The sequence below is a fragment of the Lacticaseibacillus sp. 866-1 genome (assembly GCF_016861825.1).
Classification (GTDB): domain Bacteria; phylum Bacillota; class Bacilli; order Lactobacillales; family Lactobacillaceae; genus Lacticaseibacillus.
This window is the reverse complement of the sequence record NZ_BOLU01000034.1, coordinates 1-18,195: the sequence shown is the minus strand read 5'-3', so window position 1 is coordinate 18,195 and position 18,195 is coordinate 1. Positions and strand designations below refer to the sequence as shown.

Here is an 18,195-nt window from a genome sequence, read left to right as displayed (position 1 = left end):
GAAAACTGGGTCGGTCTGTTCGTGGTGCATCGATCACCAACTTCTCCGCTCAGTCAGTATTCGCAACGCTCCAAACGTTGCTTTCAGACCGACCAGATGCGATTTCATGTCCCAAATACCGAGGTGAATAATCCAGGGTTACGTCTATTTGAACCAGCACCCGCATGAGGCAGCATATTTTAAAGCGCATCCGAATGGGTATCCAAGAGAGCAGAAAATTGATTATCACAACACGAGAACGGCTTTTTGGGGCACTTTTATTGCCTGGGGGCTGTGTGTGGGTGCCGGGTTAAGTGTGACCTATGCCCCAAACGTTTTGATTTCGGTTGTATTAGTATTGTTCTCTCTGCTTTCGGCGGTGATGATTCCTATCTTTGTTGTGTTGTATCTTATGGCTAAATTTGGCTTTCATTTCTCACAGCCCTGGTCAAATTATCATAACTGGCGGATTCGTAAAGTCAGGACAGACATTCTCAAAGCCGACGAGGAATACCGGCGGGCGAATAACCGTAATGATGAAGCGCTACTTGAAAAAGAATTTAAATATCCAGATGCCATCACCGCATATCGCGGTGAGTATGTTGAAGCAATGCAAGAGACTTTGGTCAAGACGAATGCGCAATTGCAGCAGTACATCGTCACGGTTAATGCGCATGTCGGATTCTTCCCGCCTGACGACACACAGAATATGCAGCACTTATTCCGCGTCTACCTGCAGTTTTGGAATGGCCGGGCAGCGGACTGGCAGACCGCGACAACGCTGGTGGACCAGAGCGAACAGATGAATGACCTCAAAGAGAGCCTGATTGCCGAGATTCACTCCGCTACTACGGCGGTCATTGACTCAATCGATCAGGCCCGGGACCAGATCACCAATGCGATTGAAGACGCAGTCGACGCAATCAATGAGGTTGCCGATGAAGTCAATCACATGACGAACGCAATCAATTACTGGGGCAGGGTTCAAACGGAATTATCCGCGGTCCAAACCGGGTTATTAGCGCAAGCTGATGCTCGTATCGGGGCATACCGGCGGTACTAAGTTTCAAGGTGAATTAGGATTTTGCAAGGCCCTTATTGGGGCCTTTTTGATTGTTTAACGACTTAAAATAAATGCCTGACAGAATTTGCGACAGGCCCAATGGTTTAAATAAGGAAAAATTTCGCCAAACGTGGTGAGCCAAATTTCACAGTTTTCTTAGTGAGTGCGGTTTTGCGATTTCGACAGATCATGGCAGTCGCTTAGTCGTCATCAGACTTTGGCGCCGGAGCGATGATTGTGACCTGGGTGCCGAGGCTCAACTGTCCGGGTGGATAAGAAATTTTTGCGATATTGCTTGCACATTTCTGAGTGAGGCAGTATAGTACCAGTGTAATAGCTAACTAGAACACTAGTGAGGAGGCGCGGCATGGAGTTCGACGATAAAGTCCCGATTTATTTTCAAATCGAGCAGTACATCGACCGCGAGATCATCGTCGGCAACCTGGTGCCAGGCGCGCAGGTCCCAGCGGTGCGGCAGTTGGCGCTCACGCTGACGGTCAACGTCAACACGATCCAGCGGGCGCTGACGGAGCTGATTCGCGAAGGCATCCTGGTGTCCGAGCGCGGCAAGGGCAACTTTGTCACGACGGACACGCAGGTCTTGGCCCAGATGAAAAAGCGCGTGATCCAAGGCGAGCTGGCCGGCACCTACGATCATCTGGCCGCTTTGGGGATGGCGCCCGCGGAAATGGTCGCGGCACTGGAGGAGTACATCAAGGAGCGAAAGGGTGGTGAATCGCATGACTGAGGCATTGGCGATTCAGGGATTGAGTTATCGACGGAACCAGAAGCAGATTTTAAAAGACGTCAATTTGACGCTGCCGACCGGCCAAATCGTCGGCCTGCTGGGGGCCAACGGCGCAGGGAAAACGACGCTGATGCGGCTGATCGCCGGCAGCGCGATCAACTTCCGCGGCACGATCGAAGTGGGCGGCGTCACTAAGGCGCCGCAGCGCAAGGGACAAGTCAGCTTTTCCGCGCAAATGGCCGGGTTCAACCCGAACTGGCGCGTGGGTCAGGTGGCCGACGTGATGACGGCGCTGTTCCCGGATTTTCGCACGGCGGACTTCCTGCAGCTGGCCGAACTGCTGGCCCTGGACCAAAAGCAAGGCATCAAGCGCCTGTCCAAAGGTAATCAGCGCAAATTGCAGCTGGCGGTGACGCTGTCCCGCCGCGCGGCGCTGTACCTGCTGGATGAACCGTTCGACGGCATCGATGTGATGACGCGCAAGGCGATGCTCAGCAGCATTCTGCGTTGGACGCCAGAGCAGGCGACGCTGCTGATCTCCGACCACCACGTGTCGGACATCGACCAGCTGCTGGATCAGGTGGTCGTGATCAAGGACCAGACCGTGGTCGCTCAGGAGGCGGCGGATACGATTCGCGCCCAGGGCCAAAGCATTGAGGCCTACTTTGAGAGTTTTTACGGAGGTGAGCAGCATGACTAGCATGAGTAAAGTATTTCGGCAGATGACCAAAGAGCGGGCCAGGCAGGTCACGCAGCTGATCGAGATCGACCTGGGCGTGATCGCAGTGCTCGTGGTCATGCGGCTGCTAGGGCGGATTTCGACAGACGATGTGCTTGGCTTTTCGACCCTTTTCGGCTTGATTACCGTGATGATCGGCTTCATCGCCCAGGCGCAAAGCCAAGAGCAGGTCTGGGTGCAAAACCGCTGGCGGCTGGTGCCAATCGCGGACTGGAAGCTGTACTGCGCCAGCACTTTTTCGAACCTCGCGACCAGCGTCTACCTGTGGGTCGTCATCGCGGCGATCACGACTGTGGAAGTGCTGGTTTCTGGAAATAAGGGAAATTGGTCGAACACTGGTTTCACGATGGTGGCCAGTGTGCTGGTCCTGGTTCTGGTGATGCTCCTGCTGCTTTGGACGCTGATCAGTCTGGAACACATGCTGATCACCGTGATCACTGACTTTCTGCCGGGTATGCAGGAAAAATGGCTCCGGCGCGTCATTATTTTTGCCAGCATTCTGATTTCCTTCAAGCTGGTTGACTGGTTCTTCAGCGGCCTCGGCTGGCTGATCAAGGTGACCGGTATCACCGGCGCCTCGCTTAATTCGTCCATGACGATTGACGGCGCTGGACTGACGATGCACGGCACCGTGCTTGCCGATCTTTGGCTCAGCACTGGCGTGTTTGCCGTGGCGGTGCTGCTGCTCGGCGCGCTGAACTGCTTTCTGCTGAGCCACTGGGTGGAAACCAAGCAGACACCAACGGCGGTATAGAAGGCTTGAGCATGAAAAAATGGCTGATTATGGCGGCTGCAGCCCTGGTATTGCTCCTGGCCGGTTGTCAGAAACGGCAGGCCGATTACGCGGAGGTTTACAATGCGGCGGGCCAGCGGGTGACGACGATCAAAAAGGCTGCTGGGGTGAAAAAAACTGTCGGCCATCACCGGCCGCCTCGGCTCCGCCAAAAAGGCCAAACTGCCTGCCGGGGCGAAGGTCGCGTACCGCTATGTGCTGCAAGTGGTGAAAACTGACCGCCGCATCACGCTCACCGTGTACCGCGGCACCGATGCGGTCAAAACCAAGCACCTTCCAGTAGTGGGCGCAGGCCCGTGGCGCATCAGCAAAAAGGACGCGGCGACGCTCAGAAAGCCCAGCAGTTTGCAGTAAGCAGCCGGCGTGGGGCCGGTTTTAGGAAATATTGCGGCGTGGGACCGCAGGGGATTGGAGGACGCAACATGGCAATGATTGCGACAAAGCAGTTAACGCGCACTTATGGGAAGGGCGCGGCGCAGTTCACGGCGCTGCACGACGTGAACATGGAGATCGAAGCCGGCGAAGCGCTGGCGATCGTGGGCAAAAGCGGCTCGGGCAAGTCGACGCTGCTGAACCTCTTGGCGCTGCTGGATCGGCCGACTGCAGGCACGGTGGTGCTGAACGGGCAGGATACGCATCAGCTCAAAACACGCCAGCTCAACGCGCTTCGGTCGGCGACGTTCGGCTTCGTGTTCCAGCAGTTTTTTCTCAACAGCAAGGACACCGTGTATGATAACGTGGTGCTGCCGCTGAAAATCGCCGGCGTGACCGGAAAAGCCCGGCGCGAACGCGGGGAGGCGGCGCTGCGCGAGGTCGGCCTACTCGACAAGGCGAAAAACAAGGCCACGGACTTATCCGGTGGCCAAAAGCAGCGGGTCTGCATCGCGCGGGCGCTGGTCAACCAGCCGAAGATCATTTTTGCCGATGAGCCGACCGGCAACTTGGACTCGGTGACCGGGCAGATGATCGAGGAGCTGCTGTTCAAGCTGAATCGGGAGCACGGGATCACGCTGATCATCGTCACCCACGATTCGGACCTGGCGGCCAAGTGCGACCGGCAGCTGCAGATTCGCGACGGGCAACTGGTGGGAGGCGAGCGCCATGAAATTGCGTGATTTACTTGGGACGGCCGCGGCAAGCCTGTGGCGCAACAAAAGCCGGACCATTTTGACGGTGCTGGCCACGCTGATCGGGGCGTTCACCATTGCGCTGACTCTGGGCATTCGCGTCGGCGTCAACTCGTACATCAGTAGGCAGGTGGACAACGTCGGCGAAAAGGACCAGCTGATGGTTTACGCCAACACGCCGTCTGGCAGCGCCAGCGATAAGCCGGAGAAATACGACCCCGCCGTCAGCAGCACGGCCAGCACGCAAATGCTGACGACCAAGCAGGTGCAGACGATTGCCAAGGTGAAAGGTGTCGCCAAGGTCACACCGATGAAGAACTTCACCGCCGAGTACATTCAAGGTGCCAGCAAGCAGAAGTACGCCATCACCGCCACCGATGGCCAGGGCACGCATGTGGACATGGCCCAAGGATTGCAGGCGAGCGGCCGCGCCTACACCGTCGATTTGAACAAGGCCTACGTCAAGGCGTTGGGCTACTCGAACCCCAAGGCGGCACTGGGCCACACCGTCCAGATCGCCGCTACCAACCAGACGACGAACCGGCGCCAGGTGCTTCGGGCCAAAATCGTCGGCGTCCGCAACGCCAGCATTGTCGATGGCGGTCAGGTCGTCTTCAGCCCAGGCCTCATCGATGCGATCAACCGCGTCAACAACACCGGTCTGCCGAGCAGTGTTAAAAACCAGTACTACACCGTGCTGGCCACGGTGAGCCACCCGACGAAGAAGAACCTTTCGCGGATCCAATCGGCGCTGACGAAAAAGGGGATGGCCAGCTCGACTTTCGCCGATGAAGTGGGGTCGATTCACCAAACCATTAACGCCGTGACCGGTGGCCTGACCCTGTTTGGTGCGATTGCGCTGCTGGCGGCCGCGTTTGGGATCATCAACACGCTGTACATGTCGGTCCGCGACCGCACGCGCGAAATTGGCCTGATGAAGGCGCTGGGCCTCAGCCGCGGCAAGATTTTTGCCTCGTTCAGCTTAGAGGCCGCCTTGATCGGCCTGCTCGGCGCGGGCTGCGGGTGCGGCCTGGCGCTGCTGGCCAGCAACTTTGTGAACAAGGCGGCGACCAGCTCGTTCTTAAAAGGGATGTCTGGCTTCACGTTGATTCAATTCAGCGCCGGAAATACATTGACCATTCTCGCCTTGATCACGGTGATTGCGGTGCTGGCCGGCACGCTGCCGGCGATCCGCGCGGCTCGACTGGTGCCGATTTCGGCGCTGCGCTACGAATAATTTTCGCTAGCTGAACAAAAAGCGCCGCGATCCGCAATTTGCAGCGGGTCGTGGCGCTATTTTTGCGGTCAAATCAGTTGTCCTGCAGCGGGTCGTCACTGGCAACAAAGTGGAATTCGCTGCCGTCAAAACTCATTTCGAGGATCGCGCAGTTGCCGGTGTAAATCTGGTAGCCGGTCATCGGCCAGGCCAGGTAGTGCAGCAGGAACGCGTGCATCGCGCCGCCGTGGCTGACCGCCAGGACGGTGTCGCCTTTGGACTGCTGCATGACCTCAGTGAGTGTGGCCACCATGCGTTTCTGCACGTCCAGCATCGCCTCGCCGCCGTAGCCGTGTTCGGCAAAAAAGGTGCCATAGCTGGCCTCGCCGGGATGCTTAGGATTGAGCGTTTCACTTTGGCCCTCAAACACGCCGAAGTTCCACTCCTTGATGCCCTTGAGCCGTTGGTATGGCTGGTCGGTGATGAGCTCCAAGGTGTCTGACGCGCGCTCCTGGGTGGAGGACACCGCGTCGGTGAAGTGAATGCCGCGTTTGTCGTAAAAAGCCTTGGCCGCCTGAGCTTGTGCGATTCCGCGCGCGGTCAGCGGGGAATCTGAGGCGCCTTGGATGCGGTGGTAGACGTTGAACAAGGTCTCGCCGTGACGCATAAGATAGAGAGTTTTCATAATTAATCCTTTCGTTCTAGCAAAAGGTTAACTTACGCCTGCTGCTCGGCGTTCAGCGCGTCGAGCTCCTGAATGATCTGCTGGCACTCGTCGAGGTTCTTGGCCACGGCGCCCGAGGCCAGGGGATGACCACCGCCGCCGTGCTTGACTGCGAGGTGGTTGATCGGCCAGTTCTTGGAACGCAGCTCGACGCGCCACTGCCCGTCCGCGCGCTCGGTGAACATGACCCAGGATAAAACTGTGGTGAGCTTGCCGACCGTCGAAACTGCCGCCTGGGCCTCGCCGGGCTGCAGTCTGAGCTCTTCGATCACTTTTTGCGTGACGAAGAGGCTGCCGGCACCGTGCGGGGAGACCTGCATGTTGCCAAGGGCGTACGCCTCAAGATGGGCGATGGCCGGCGAGTAGTCGGACTCAGCGCGGCCGATCGCCGGCGCGTCGATGCCGGTGCGCATGAGGTCAGCGGCGACTTCGTGCGTGTGCGGCGTGGTCAGGTCGTACAAAAAGCGGCCGGTGTCGCCGATGATGCCGGCGTAAAGCATGGCCGCCACCGGCTTGGTGAGCTGCAGGTCGGGGCTGGCCGCAATCATGTCCGCGACAATTTCCGAGCAGCTGGAGGCTTCGGTGTTGACGAAGCTCAGGTCACCGAAGGACTCGCGGTCCGGGTGGTGGTCGATTTTGATCAGCTGCTTGCCGTCCTGCCAATGGGGGCCGGCAATGCGCGGCGTGTTCGCCGTGTCGATGACGACCACGACGGCATTGGCGTAGGCTTCAGCCGGCACGGCATCCGGCGTGGTGATCCACGCCAGGCCCGCATCGGGGTCACCCGCCTTGAGGACGGTTTTTTCCGGGTACGCGGCGGTCAAAGCGGCCGCCAAGCCGCCCTGGGAGCCGAACGCGTCCGGGTCGGGGTTTTGGTGGCGGTGAATGATGATGGTGTCCGCGGCTTTCAGCGCCGCGAGAATTTGCGTGATGGTTGCTTGCATGATGTGCCTCCTACGAGTAGTTTAGCGTTTACCTTGCGAAAAAGGTACCGGCGTTGTGGTATTATTGAAGCTAATTACTGACAAGACAGGGAGATCATCATGCGTAATCTAGAAATGCTGACGGACTTGTACGAATTTTCCATGGCGGGCGGCTTCCACCACGACCTGCCGCAGACCCGCGGCGTGTTTGACATCTTTTACCGCGACGTGCCGGACAAGGGCAGCTTTGTGGTGGCGGCCGGATTGGCGCAGGCCGTCGATGTGCTGCGCGATTTTCATTTTTCGCCTGATGACATTGCCTACCTGCGGAGCCTGAAGCTGTACGACGAGGACTTTTTGCAGTACTTGGCTAACCTCAAGCTGGACTGCACGGTGTCTGCGGTGCCCGAGGGGACGCCGGTGTTCCCGCGCGAGCCCTTGATGACGGTCGAAGGGCCGCTGGATCAGGCGCAGCTGCTGGAAACGGTGCTGCTCAACATTTTGAACCACCAGTCGCTGATCGCCACCAAGGCGCGGCGCATCACCTTTGCCGCGGCGGGCCGGCCAGTTATGGAGTTCGGCGCGCGCCGGGCGCAGGGGCCAGATTCCGCGATTTACGGCACCCGCGCGGCCATCATCGGCGGGGCGGCGTCGACCTCCAACGTGCTCGCGGCCAAAATGTTCGGCATTCCGGCGGCCGGCACCATGGCCCACAGCTGGGTCGAAGCCTACCCGAGTGAGCTGGCCGCTTTTCGCGCCTGGGCCAAGCACTACCCGGACAACGCGGCGCTGCTGGTCGACACCTACGACGTGCTGAATTCCGGCGTGCCGAATGCCATCACGGTGTTCAAGGAGCTGCGCGCGGCCGGCCATAAACCGGTCGGCATCCGCATCGATTCCGGCGACATCGCGCGACTTTCCAAGGCGGCCCGCCGCATGCTCGACGACGCCGGCTTCCCAGACGTGAAAATTACCGCCAGCAACGCCCTGGACGAGAATGTCATCCCGGCACTGCTGGGTGAAGGCGCGCCGCTGGACAACTTCGGCATCGGCGAGAAAATGATCACCAGCTCGTCGTCGCCGGTCCTGTCCGGCGTTTACAAGCTGGCGGCCACCCGGACCAACGGTGTCCTGAAGCCAAAAATCAAGGTTTCAGCGTCGATTGAAAAAACCACCCTGCCTGGCATCAAGCAGACCTACCGCCTGTACACACCGGGCACTCATGAGGCTTTTGCCGATGTCATCGCACTGGCCGACGAAAAGCTGGAAGCGCCGCTGGCCGTGGTCAACAGTAACCCGCTGCTCACCTCCAAGCGTATCGTGCTTAAGGCCTTCGACGCCGAACCGCTGGCTGCGCGGGTACCGCTGAATCAGCCGGCGCCAAGCGACGTGTTTGAAATTCAGCGCTACGCCAAGGCCAAGCTCAGCGAGCTGCCGATTGAGACCCAGCGCCTGGTCAATCCGGACACCTACACCGTGTACGTGACCCAGAAGCTGGCGGACCTTCAGCAGCAACTGGTGGACGAGGCCAAGAAAGACTAATTTTCAAATAGAAACTGCACACCGAGCTGGTTGCAGTTTTTCTTTTGCACAAAAAATGCCGCCGGTTGGGGGACCGGCGGCAAAAGTTTGGGGGTTGAGTCTCACTTTGGGGGGATGAGACTCTAGGAGGAGTAAATATGAAGATTGGGGTATGGGATAGAAGCAAGTTTGCCTTGTTTCTATGGTGTTAATACTACAGAGGGTCTGTGAAGAATTAGTGACAGCACCTTGCAGGTTTTGCGGTGAAATGTGAATTTTTGGCAAAAGAAAGCCGCCGGTTGGGGGCCGACGGCTAATTGGGGTAGGGATGGCAGCGCGCTTTGGGGGAGCGCACTGCCGAATTTTTACTTTGGAGGAGTAAAAATGAAAAAGTAGGGTTTGGATAGGAACGAGTTGTTCGCTCGCTTCTATGTTGTTCATACTAATATCGGAATGTGAAGAAAGTGTGACGTAAAAAGTAAGGAATATTTTGTTTTGTTCAATTTAAAAATTCAAGGAGAAAAAAGCGCGCCGACGGAGTTAGAGGCAGCATCGACGCAGGGCGAAACAGGTTGGAGGCTTGTTTCGATACTGACTACTATAGTGGGCGAATGCGGCAAAATTGTGACCAAGTCTTAGCCTTTTTCGCTTCGGTGCTGCGGTACAATAAAACTAACACGAAGAGATGAGGGGCTGGTTGCATGTATAAGATGATCGTGAGCGATTTGGACGAGAGCCTGCTGCGAGACGACGGGTCGGTGTCACCAAAGGACGTCGAGACGATTCACAAGCTGCGCGATGAGGGCGTCAAGTTTGTGCCCAACACCGGCCGCGGCTTCGCGTCCGTCCAGCCGCTACTTTCGACCATCGGCACCAAGGACCTGGCCGGCCAGTATGTGATCTCTTATAACGGCGGCGCGATCGTTGAAAACAAGGACAACCACATCCTCGTGCAGCACACGCTAGATTTTGACATCGCCGACCAAATCTACCGCCTAGCGATGGCGGAAGGCGACCTCTGCGCGCATGTTTACACCTTCCATCACGTTTACGTGGCCAACATCAACGAGCCGGAGCGCGACTACCTCGAAAACCGCGGCGTCGACTTCCAGCAGTTCTCGGCGCCAGACCTCAGCCAATTCAAGGACCAGCCCATCGCCAAGGTGATTTTCCAGCATCTGGACTTCGGTGTGCGCCGCCGCTTTTACGAAAAAGTCGAGGACACCATTAAGGCGCCACTGACCGTGACCTACTCATCCAACCGCTACGTCGAGTTCAACCCCGATGCGATCGACAAGGGCAAGGCCGCCATCGCGCTGGGCGAGCAGATTGGCATCAAAAAGGACGAAATCATCGCGCTGGGTGATAACTCCAACGACCTGAGCATGCTCCAGCAGGTCGGCCTGGGCGTTGCCGTATCCAACGGCATCCCAGCGGTCAAGCACGCGGCCGGGCTGGTGCTCGACGCCACCAACAACGATGATCCGGTGACGGAACTGTACGAGAAGGTCTTCAAGCAGGCGTGATCACTCGTTGTTGAGATTTGTTGCACCATGGTAAAATGATGACAGCAGGAAGGCGTGCTGCCAAACGCTTCGCCTGCAGAACACCAATCTTTGGTGGCCGACATTCAACTAATTAGCCGCGTAGAGCTCTTGCTAAAAAGTCAACGCGGCAATGAGTTTACGGCCTTTTCCGGCCGCGGGCGAAAGACTTGCTCAGCTTCTTTTCGCGAATGCGCGTCCATGATATAATAAGGACAGCAAAAAGGACGCCGGGAAGGGCGCCCCTGCAGAACACCATTCTTTGGTGGCCGACATTTAACCAATAGCCGCGTCAGACCCAGCTAAAAGTCAACGCGGCTATTAGTTTACCCTTTTTTTCGGCCGTGGCCGAAAGACTTGCTCAGCTTCTTCGCTGCGCGGTGAAGCCGCGTGAGCCACACGATTACTCGTGTCGCCCAGCGGAGCACCGGCAGCGCATTATCGCTGAGCCAGTCGATGATCCACGCCAGCGCGTCGATCATGGGTAAACTTGTACCTCCTTTCTTGAGAATTTAAGGTTATGGGCCTCAATGGCCATAAGCCTCACCTTCTTTCGAATGCGAAGATACCACCGCAGTTTGGTTGTTCTGCGCTCTGTATTATACTGGAGAATGCGCAAACTGCCTAGAGCCGCAAGGGATTACAAATTTATTCATCTCGAACATTAATTCACTAATCGTGGGGAGCCTTTTCCCCAAAGGCTTGAGCCGGACCGCTCGCCGCTAGCCGTGCTATGCTGTCCGTAGAGCACTGCTGGCTAGCTTTTGGCCTAGACCACTACCGGCAACCGTGCTACACTGGTGAATGGAAGTAAACCTCTACATCAAACCTAAGGAGATCACGCAATGAGCTACTACATTCATGCTGCAAAGTTTTTCCTGAAGAACAACACCGAAATCGGCGGCTGGCTGGAAGTCACCGCTGACGGCAAGTTTGGCGAGTACATCCCAAGTTACGGCCACAAGCCGGCCGGTGAGATCAAGGACTACGGCGAGCAGTGGATCGCGCCAGGCCTGGTCGACACCCACATTCACGGGCTGCTGGGCCACGACGTCATGGACAACGACTGGGCCGGCCTAGAGGAAATGTCCGAGGGCCTGTTGCGCACCGGCGTTACCAGCTGGCTGCCGACGACCTTGACCGGCTCATTCGACCAGCTCAATGACGTCTGCAAAACCATCGGCGATCACGCCGGCGAGGAAAAGGGCGCCAAGATCAAGGGGATTCATTTTGAAGGCCCATTCTTCACCGAGGAGCACAAGGGCGCGCAGAACCCGAAGTACTTCCGCGACCCGTCCATCGACGAATACGACGAATGGCAAAAGAGTGCCAAGGGCCTGCTGCAAAAAATGTCCCTGGCCGCTGAGCGCGACAACGCCGTGCCATTCATCCGCCACATGGCTGGCGACGACGGCAAGGTCGTTGCCCTGGGCCACTCCAGCGCGACCTTCGAACAGGCCAAGGCCTGCATCGAGGCCGGCGCGAGCATGTTCTGCCACACCTTCAACGCGATGAGCGGCCTGAACCACCGCGCGCCTGGCATGGTCGGCGCCGCGATGTACCTGAAAAACGTTGACGACGAACTGATCGCCGACGGGCACCACGTCCGGCCTGAAGTCATCTCCGTGCTGGTCCGCGAGAAGACTGCCGAGCACATTGCGCTGGTCACCGACTGCATGTCCGCCGGCCTGCAGCCGGACGGCGACTATATGCTGGGTGAATTCCCGGTCGTGGTCGCCAATGGCACCGCGCGCCTGAAGGACGAGACCCACAACCTCGCGGGTTCCATCTTGCAACTCAAGGACGCCATCAAGAACGTTGTTGACTGGAACGCCGCAACGCCGGAAGAGGCCATCAACATGGGCGCGTACGTCCCGGCCAAGTCCGCGAAGATCGACGCGACCTGCGGCAGCATCCTGCCGGGCCGCGACGCCGACTTCCTGGTCCTGAACCCAGACATGAGTTTGTCTGAGACATACCTGAACGGGGAATCTCGGTACCAGGCTTAATCCTTGCGTGTGATCAGTGCCTACCTGAGAAGGTGGGCATTTTTTTCGGCCTAAAGTTGGTGGCCGCCCGTGGTCTGCCGCAGTAGACTGTAGGTATCAACGGAGGATATCATCATGAAAAAATGGGGACTTTGGCTCAGTCTGGTGCTAGGCCTAGTACTGATGCTGGGGATTGGGCACCCGGTGCAGGCGGCGAGCCTGACCGACAAGCAGATTCAGCAGACGCAGGAGTGGTACCGCGATCCGCAAGAGGTCATTGGTGCGCACACGCAGCAGGCTCTGTACAGCGCGAACTACCGTGCTTTTCAGCGGATCAAGGGCAAGCCGCAGATCGCGGTGATCGTCACGTCGGGCAAGGACGAGGACGACTTGCAGGACTACGCCAACGAACAGTTCAAAAAGTACGGCTTTGGCCACGCCGACTGGGACAACGGATTGCTGCTCACCATCGAGCCCAAGGAGCACCACTACTGGCTGGAGGTCGGATACGGGCTTGAGCCGGTGGTGCCGGACGGCTCGGCCGATGAAATCGTGACGGATCACGTGAAAAATCAGCTGCGCGCTGACCAGTACGACCAGGCCATCGCGGCTATTGTTAACAACACTGTTCACCGCGTTCAGCGGCACCAAAGCGCCATTTACACCCCAGCCGATATTGGCCGGCACCGGGCGCACGAGCGGCTGCAAAATGCCATCATCGTCGGCATCATCTGGGTCTGGGTTCTGATGATGGTGGGCATGGCGGCGCGGTTCTTTCTGCTACGCAACTGGATCGGCCGGACGCTGGATGGTCAGCCGGACACTTTTCCCATCCTTCAGCAGCTGCACGAAGCCGGCATCGCCATCAATCCGAACAAGGTGCCTGGTGGGGGCTGGCAATTGTTTAGCCGGCAGCTGGCTTTGAACGCCGCTTTCGCCAAGCTGATCCGCCGTGACTACATCAAGTGGCTAGCGGCCGCACCGCAGCTCGGACCGCTGCCGTATTACTACTACAAGGTGCAAGACGACCGCATGACTGACGATAAGTGGCCGGCGGCGGAGCTGGCCACCGCATCCAGTCTGGCGGCGGTACTGACCGACGAGACTGAACGGCCAGGGCGACTGCCGGCCCTCACGACGATCAAGGACCACACCGACGCTGAGCAGCGTAAGGTCGGGGCTTACCAGGACTGCTTTGAAAAGTGGATCCGTTTCAGCGACGCGAAGCCCGAAGAGGCCAGTCACGTGTGGCAGGAATTCTTTGCTCATGTCACGCCGAGGATGCCTCACTGAGCGATGATAAACTGATGAAGCTCTGGTCTGTCATCTTAAAGCATAAGCGCGACCCAGGAATCGAGCAGACCGGCGTGTCCGGCATGCCGGTGTGGGTGACTGCCAATTACGTTCATGCCAGCGCACCGACTTCCAGTGGTGGCGGCTTTGGCGCCGGCGGCGGTGGTGGTGCTTCCGGTGGCGGCGGCTTCGGCGGCAGCTGGTAAGCAAAAGAGACCGACTTTCTAACGGAAGCCGGTCTCTTTTGACTCTGAATAGGTATTTATCATAATCAATACTCAAGACTTGTGTGTACAATGGTGTGAATGCTGTGGTGATTATTTTGAGTGCTTGACATGAGGCGTTGTTCACGAACCATTTGGCTCAATCCATTTTCGGCTTAAAGCGGCAGATGCCTTGATACGGGTTCTACAGGGCAGCCGGCAAGAGAAGGTCGAATTGGTAAAGGCCTTACTGTGTGACACTGAACAAAAAATTTGTTAATTTGGTTAACGGCGCAAACCCTTACGGCATGGGGACTTGACACCCCAAAATTCATATTTCGAAGTCTGAATATGCTATTTTGACAGACAAAGACGTAATAAAATGGGTTATTATAGGTTCGTATAAAGGAAATCTGGATTTTCATGTTTAAAAAGGAGTAGTGAACTATGGGTGATAAACATCTCATGAAGCGGCTAGCCGCTGATACTACCGTGGAGAAGCGGCATTATAAGCTGTATAAGCGCGGAAAGCTATGGGCAGTCGCGGGGATTTCGATGCTGTTTGCGGGTTCTATGTATTTTCAACAGCCGCTGACTGCGCATGCGGCAACGACGGAAACTCCTGATGGTGCGCCTGCTACGGAAAGTGGTACAGCTGTGAAGCCCAGCGCGTCAGCAGTGCTGCAAAGCAGTGTGAAGTCTGCACCCACCGATACGCCAGCTACTGACGCCACTAAAGCTGCAACCAAGCAGGTCACTACGCCTGCTCAAGCTGATCAGTCTGGTCAGGCCGATACTCAGACAGTAGCTCAAACGCCAGCTGTTTCGACAACACAGACTCACCAGAAAGCTAAGACACAGTCAGCGCCGGTTCAAGCCCAAAATGATTCGTCTGCTCAGGTGACTAGTCAACCCGTAGGAACAGCAACTGATGCAGGTTCTGCTGCAACGGAACATTCTGCACAAAAGCAGACCGTGGCAGCTGATGTACAGCAGGCCCCAGTGCAGACGAAGACGCAGGTTGATGCTGTTGCGGTGCAGGCAGACACTCAAGAAGCACCAACAGCTTCCACCGCTAGTGCCACTTTAGACATACCTTCGACCAACGTTGGGGTCGGTTCAGGTGTCACGAAAGACATGACGGCTCTATTTAACATGTCTGGTCATGCCGGTGACGTCTTCACAATTACGATTCCAGCCAGCAACAATTCCTGGGGCTTCGATGGCTCCAAGGCTGAGCCAATACCAGCGTCGGTGGGGACTACCGCTCGGAAGCAGGATGACCAAGGAAACTGGGTTATTACGAACACCTTTACTGCCGATGCGAGTGTCACTCAGAAGCTTATTCTTTACATTTACGGGAACAGTAAGGATACCGACAACGGACCGATGAAAGACATTGGTACGTCGACTAGTCAGATTAAATACGATGTTAATGGTAAAGACCAGAAGATAATTACCATGACACAAACGGTAAAACCGAACATCGCCATTAATCCAATTCAACGCCAGTACCCAGCAGGCGACGATGATGACAGCATTGGCAGTCTGTTACCGGATACTGAATATGTTTATCAGTTCACCACTCCCGAACAAAACGGCAAGCAGGATGAGACTGGCAGCCCAAGCTCCCAAGTCAATTTGGCAGTCAACTATGGGACCACGATAACGATTCCCGTGCCGACCGGTTTTACTTTGGATTCGGATATGACGGCTCAACTGAATAATTTTAAGGATCACACGACAATTGCTCAACCCGGTGGTGCTGGTACTAACATTGTGATTACTGTGCCAAAAGGCAGTGGCAATCAAGGGTGGGGCGCTCCATATTTACTTGCCGGTAAATATGCTGTGTCGCCGAACCCTGACCCCAAGCCGTTAGTTGCTCCGGGACCAGCCACGCTGATTCAAAAGCTGGGTGATGGCGATGATGCGCCAACTTTGACAGCGACCGCAAAAACGCCTTGGACGGAAACAATGCTACCTTCTGGCGATGGCGATGACAGTGGTTTGACGATTAAAGGGGAGACTGAAGTCAAGGGTAATGGGTCGCCTACTGCGGATAAGCTGACTCTTGCTACTGAAGATGAGACCAATCAGCCAATTTATTACCTCAACAAATTTTCCTTTGATTATCAAGGTGCTGCACCGCAAACAAATGCAACATTTACGATTGGTGTACCTAACGGTTTTGATGCCACAGGTCTACAGGTGCCATCTGAACAGATTGATGGAACGGCGGCCTATCTACCTGGCACGACTTCCTATAGTTATCAGCTTACCTTGGCTGACAACTCAGTTGAGACTGGCACAGTGGCTGCTGGCGGTACTATTAAACCAACTGCTAAATCAGCAATTCGCAAGATTGAACTGACGCCTAATTTATTGGCTCCTGGCGCTCGATCTGAAAATAAAGATTCATATGGTAAACCGGTGGATGGGATGTTTCTTCTGGGCACTCTGTCTAAAACGTATGACAATGGTGATCCAGTCAAAGTCGGTGATGTTTTAACCACCACAATGTCTTTAAAGGTGACCGGCAACAGTTCTATCACGCCAGTTTCATTTAAACAGACTGTTGTGGGACTTCAGGCACATGTCACTGGCTATATAAATAAGACTGCTGAGTCAAAATCTACGTTCCCCGGTCAGAGTAAATCCGGTGAAGTGAGTTTGCAGTATACCGGCTCTAATGGGCAGACAACCAATCTGATTAAAGAGCCAATCCTGTATGCAGTGCTGCCGCCACAACTTCACGGATTTGTTGATGAGGAGTCGGTTAAGGGCGCTAAAGTAACGACTACGGGTTTAACTGATGGTCGCACTCTATTTACTTTTGATTATTCCGGTACTGGCGTTTGGGTCGACACCTCAAAAGCTACTAATTCGTATGCGCATGTTTTCTTTGACAATCTTCCAGATGATGTTGCAGGGAAATATCCGGTTCAATTACTGATATATTCGCCGACTACACCTCTTCAGAGTGGGTTGCAGGTAGTGAAAGACCCGATTTTAGCGAAAGTTATTCATGCGAATACTGTTACCTATCTTTCCGAGAAGTGGACAATTGACATGGCCGATGCCCGTCTTGCTGCCTCGTTAGCGCAGGGTAATCAGGATGGGTCACCAGCTGCTCAGGGTAATTCAGACATTCACGGTGATAAAGCGCAGAATTTTTACGTGAATATGATTGACGCGACAAGCTCTGCCGCTACTAACTCGTCGGAAGTCATTAACCTGCCACAAAAAGATGATGATCAGGGGTCAACATATACTTTCAAGCTGACCGGGCCAGTCAAACTGCCGACGACTTTTGCCAATGGAGATCCGCTGTCCGGAGTCGTTTTGTACTCGACAGAACGTGCAACCATAAATCCAAATCCTTCTAGCCCTAACGGTTATGTTCCCGAATCCATGGTGACAGACTGGAGTGCGATTAAGTCCATCATGATCAACGTGGGGACGATTCCTAGTCGGACAGAAACTGGGCGGGTTGAAATACCGGGAACAGACGATACTCTTTGGGATGACAATGGCAAGGTAGGTTATTTACAGACAGCATTTTACTCTGCTGGTGCACCAGGCCTCATTGCTGGCAAAGGCCAAGCTGCTCAAATCAATATTACTGGTACGGATACCGTAACAGCCCGGCTGCACTATAAGGCTGATACTGGAGACGATAAATATATCGAACTGCCAGACCTGACAAAAAATTATAAAGATGGTCAGGACACGATGGCGGAGACTGATTTTCCGCAGACCTTAAATGCGACGGATGAGGCCTTAATTCCCACGGGCTATCACTTAGTTGCTAATAGCCGTAAAATTCTAAATACAGGGAATGGCGGTCAGGATTATGATCAGGATCATCCTAATGGCACTGCAGCATTTGGCCAAGTGGCTAAGTATGATTTTGACGGTGACATTGTTCAGTACGAAATAGAAACAAAACCGACTGTCGTTTCTGGTCAGGTAACTTATGTTGACGATGACAATAACGGGTCAAAAGTTGGTGATCCTGTTAGCTTAGATGCTGCCAATGGGGCTACTGGGACTTATAATATCACGGTTCCGGAGCATTATGTTTTGGTGCCAAACCAACCATCAATAAGTAATGGCAAAGTGTCGTATATGTTGACCGATGATGCTAACAAGAACAGCTTCGTGATCCACCTGAAGCACAAGACGGCAGCTTCAACGCTGAGAACAACGCGGACTATCGTGTATACCGTGGACGGCTCTAAGACAGGAGCGCCGCAGGCGGTCACACAACCTGCTGTTACTTGGAATATCACGACCGATGAAGCGACCGGCCTGATCACCAAGGCGACGCC

At 55.6% G+C, this 18,195-nt stretch carries 17 protein-coding genes; 14 read left to right on the top strand and 3 right to left on the bottom strand.

Going from position 1 to position 18,195, the window contains the following annotated elements; genetic code table 11:
• The first annotated feature begins 148 nt into the window (after positions 1 to 148).
• The 8 genes from JUE30_RS10030 to JUE30_RS09995 all read left to right on the top strand — a co-directional run bounded on the left by JUE30_RS10030 (position 149) and on the right by JUE30_RS09995 (position 5,686).
• On the top strand, positions 149 to 1,042 hold the full coding sequence (locus tag JUE30_RS10030) for a hypothetical protein (protein ID WP_203624725.1): 894 nt from the start codon (positions 149 to 151) through the stop codon (positions 1,040 to 1,042).
• A 367-nt stretch (positions 1,043 to 1,409) separates the two neighbouring features.
• A complete protein-coding gene (locus JUE30_RS10025; protein WP_203624724.1) occupies positions 1,410 to 1,790 on the top strand; it encodes a GntR family transcriptional regulator in 381 nt (126 codons plus the stop codon).
• Complete coding sequence (locus JUE30_RS10020; protein ID WP_203624723.1) at positions 1,783 to 2,490, top strand: ABC transporter ATP-binding protein; 708 nt, start codon at positions 1,783 to 1,785, stop codon at positions 2,488 to 2,490. The genes JUE30_RS10025 and JUE30_RS10020 overlap by 8 nt, the downstream gene beginning before the upstream one ends.
• On the top strand, positions 2,483 to 3,283 hold the full coding sequence (locus JUE30_RS10015; protein ID WP_203624722.1) for a hypothetical protein: 801 nt from the start codon (positions 2,483 to 2,485) through the stop codon (positions 3,281 to 3,283). Before JUE30_RS10020 ends, JUE30_RS10015 begins: the two co-directional genes overlap by 8 nt.
• Before the next feature lie 11 nt (positions 3,284 to 3,294).
• Entirely contained in the window at positions 3,295 to 3,540 is a 246-nt protein-coding gene (locus tag JUE30_RS10010; RefSeq protein WP_203624721.1) for a hypothetical protein, read from the top strand.
• Positions 3,530 to 3,676 carry a hypothetical protein gene (locus JUE30_RS10005; RefSeq protein WP_203624720.1) on the top strand — a complete coding sequence of 49 codons (147 nt, stop codon included), beginning with the start codon at positions 3,530 to 3,532 and terminating at the stop codon, positions 3,674 to 3,676. Before JUE30_RS10010 ends, JUE30_RS10005 begins: the two co-directional genes overlap by 11 nt.
• Before the next feature lie 68 nt (positions 3,677 to 3,744).
• Positions 3,745 to 4,437 carry an ABC transporter ATP-binding protein gene (locus tag JUE30_RS10000; RefSeq protein ID WP_203624719.1) on the top strand — a complete coding sequence of 231 codons (693 nt, stop codon included), beginning with the start codon at positions 3,745 to 3,747 and terminating at the stop codon, positions 4,435 to 4,437.
• Positions 4,424 to 5,686 (top strand): ABC transporter permease, encoded by a 1,263-nt coding sequence (locus JUE30_RS09995; RefSeq protein ID WP_203624718.1) that lies wholly within the window; start codon positions 4,424 to 4,426, stop codon positions 5,684 to 5,686. Before JUE30_RS10000 ends, JUE30_RS09995 begins: the two co-directional genes overlap by 14 nt.
• 73 nt (positions 5,687 to 5,759) lie before the next feature.
• On the opposite strand, the gene JUE30_RS09990 is transcribed toward JUE30_RS09995, so the two are convergent.
• Positions 5,760 to 6,353 carry a histidine phosphatase family protein gene (locus JUE30_RS09990; protein ID WP_203624726.1) on the bottom strand — a complete coding sequence of 198 codons (594 nt, stop codon included), beginning with the start codon at positions 6,351 to 6,353 and terminating at the stop codon, positions 5,760 to 5,762.
• A gap of 29 nt (positions 6,354 to 6,382) precedes the next feature.
• Positions 6,383 to 7,333, bottom strand: a complete 951-nt coding sequence (locus JUE30_RS09985) for a bifunctional oligoribonuclease/PAP phosphatase NrnA (RefSeq protein WP_203624717.1) — start codon at positions 7,331 to 7,333, stop codon at positions 6,383 to 6,385.
• A gap of 96 nt (positions 7,334 to 7,429) precedes the next feature.
• Here JUE30_RS09985 and JUE30_RS09980 point away from each other — a divergent pair, with 96 nt between their 5' ends.
• Both JUE30_RS09980 and JUE30_RS09975 read left to right on the top strand, forming a co-directional pair.
• Positions 7,430 to 8,854, top strand: a complete 1,425-nt coding sequence (locus JUE30_RS09980) for a nicotinate phosphoribosyltransferase (RefSeq protein ID WP_374706451.1) — start codon at positions 7,430 to 7,432, stop codon at positions 8,852 to 8,854.
• A 680-nt stretch (positions 8,855 to 9,534) separates the two neighbouring features.
• Positions 9,535 to 10,359 carry a Cof-type HAD-IIB family hydrolase gene (locus JUE30_RS09975; protein ID WP_203624715.1) on the top strand — a complete coding sequence of 275 codons (825 nt, stop codon included), beginning with the start codon at positions 9,535 to 9,537 and terminating at the stop codon, positions 10,357 to 10,359.
• Between the two features lie 344 nt (positions 10,360 to 10,703).
• Here JUE30_RS09975 and JUE30_RS09970 read toward each other — a convergent pair whose 3' ends face one another.
• Complete coding sequence (locus JUE30_RS09970; RefSeq protein WP_203624714.1) at positions 10,704 to 10,859, bottom strand: hypothetical protein; 156 nt, start codon at positions 10,857 to 10,859, stop codon at positions 10,704 to 10,706.
• Positions 10,860 to 11,222: 363 nt separating this feature from the next.
• Here JUE30_RS09970 and nagA point away from each other — a divergent pair, with 363 nt between their 5' ends.
• From nagA to JUE30_RS09950, 4 genes are all read left to right on the top strand, one after another.
• Entirely contained in the window at positions 11,223 to 12,386 is a 1,164-nt protein-coding gene (nagA, locus tag JUE30_RS09965) for an N-acetylglucosamine-6-phosphate deacetylase (protein WP_203624713.1), read from the top strand.
• 114 nt (positions 12,387 to 12,500) lie between these two features.
• Positions 12,501 to 13,658 (top strand): TPM domain-containing protein, encoded by a 1,158-nt coding sequence (locus JUE30_RS09960; RefSeq protein ID WP_203624712.1) that lies wholly within the window; start codon positions 12,501 to 12,503, stop codon positions 13,656 to 13,658.
• Positions 13,659 to 13,672: 14 nt separating this feature from the next.
• Positions 13,673 to 13,864: a hypothetical protein gene (locus tag JUE30_RS09955; protein ID WP_203624711.1), complete on the top strand. Its 192-nt coding sequence runs from the start codon at positions 13,673 to 13,675 to the stop codon at positions 13,862 to 13,864.
• A 444-nt stretch (positions 13,865 to 14,308) separates the two neighbouring features.
• A partial coding sequence (locus JUE30_RS09950) for a KxYKxGKxW signal peptide domain-containing protein (protein WP_203624710.1) occupies positions 14,309 to 18,195 on the top strand: 3,887 nt, incomplete at its 3' end.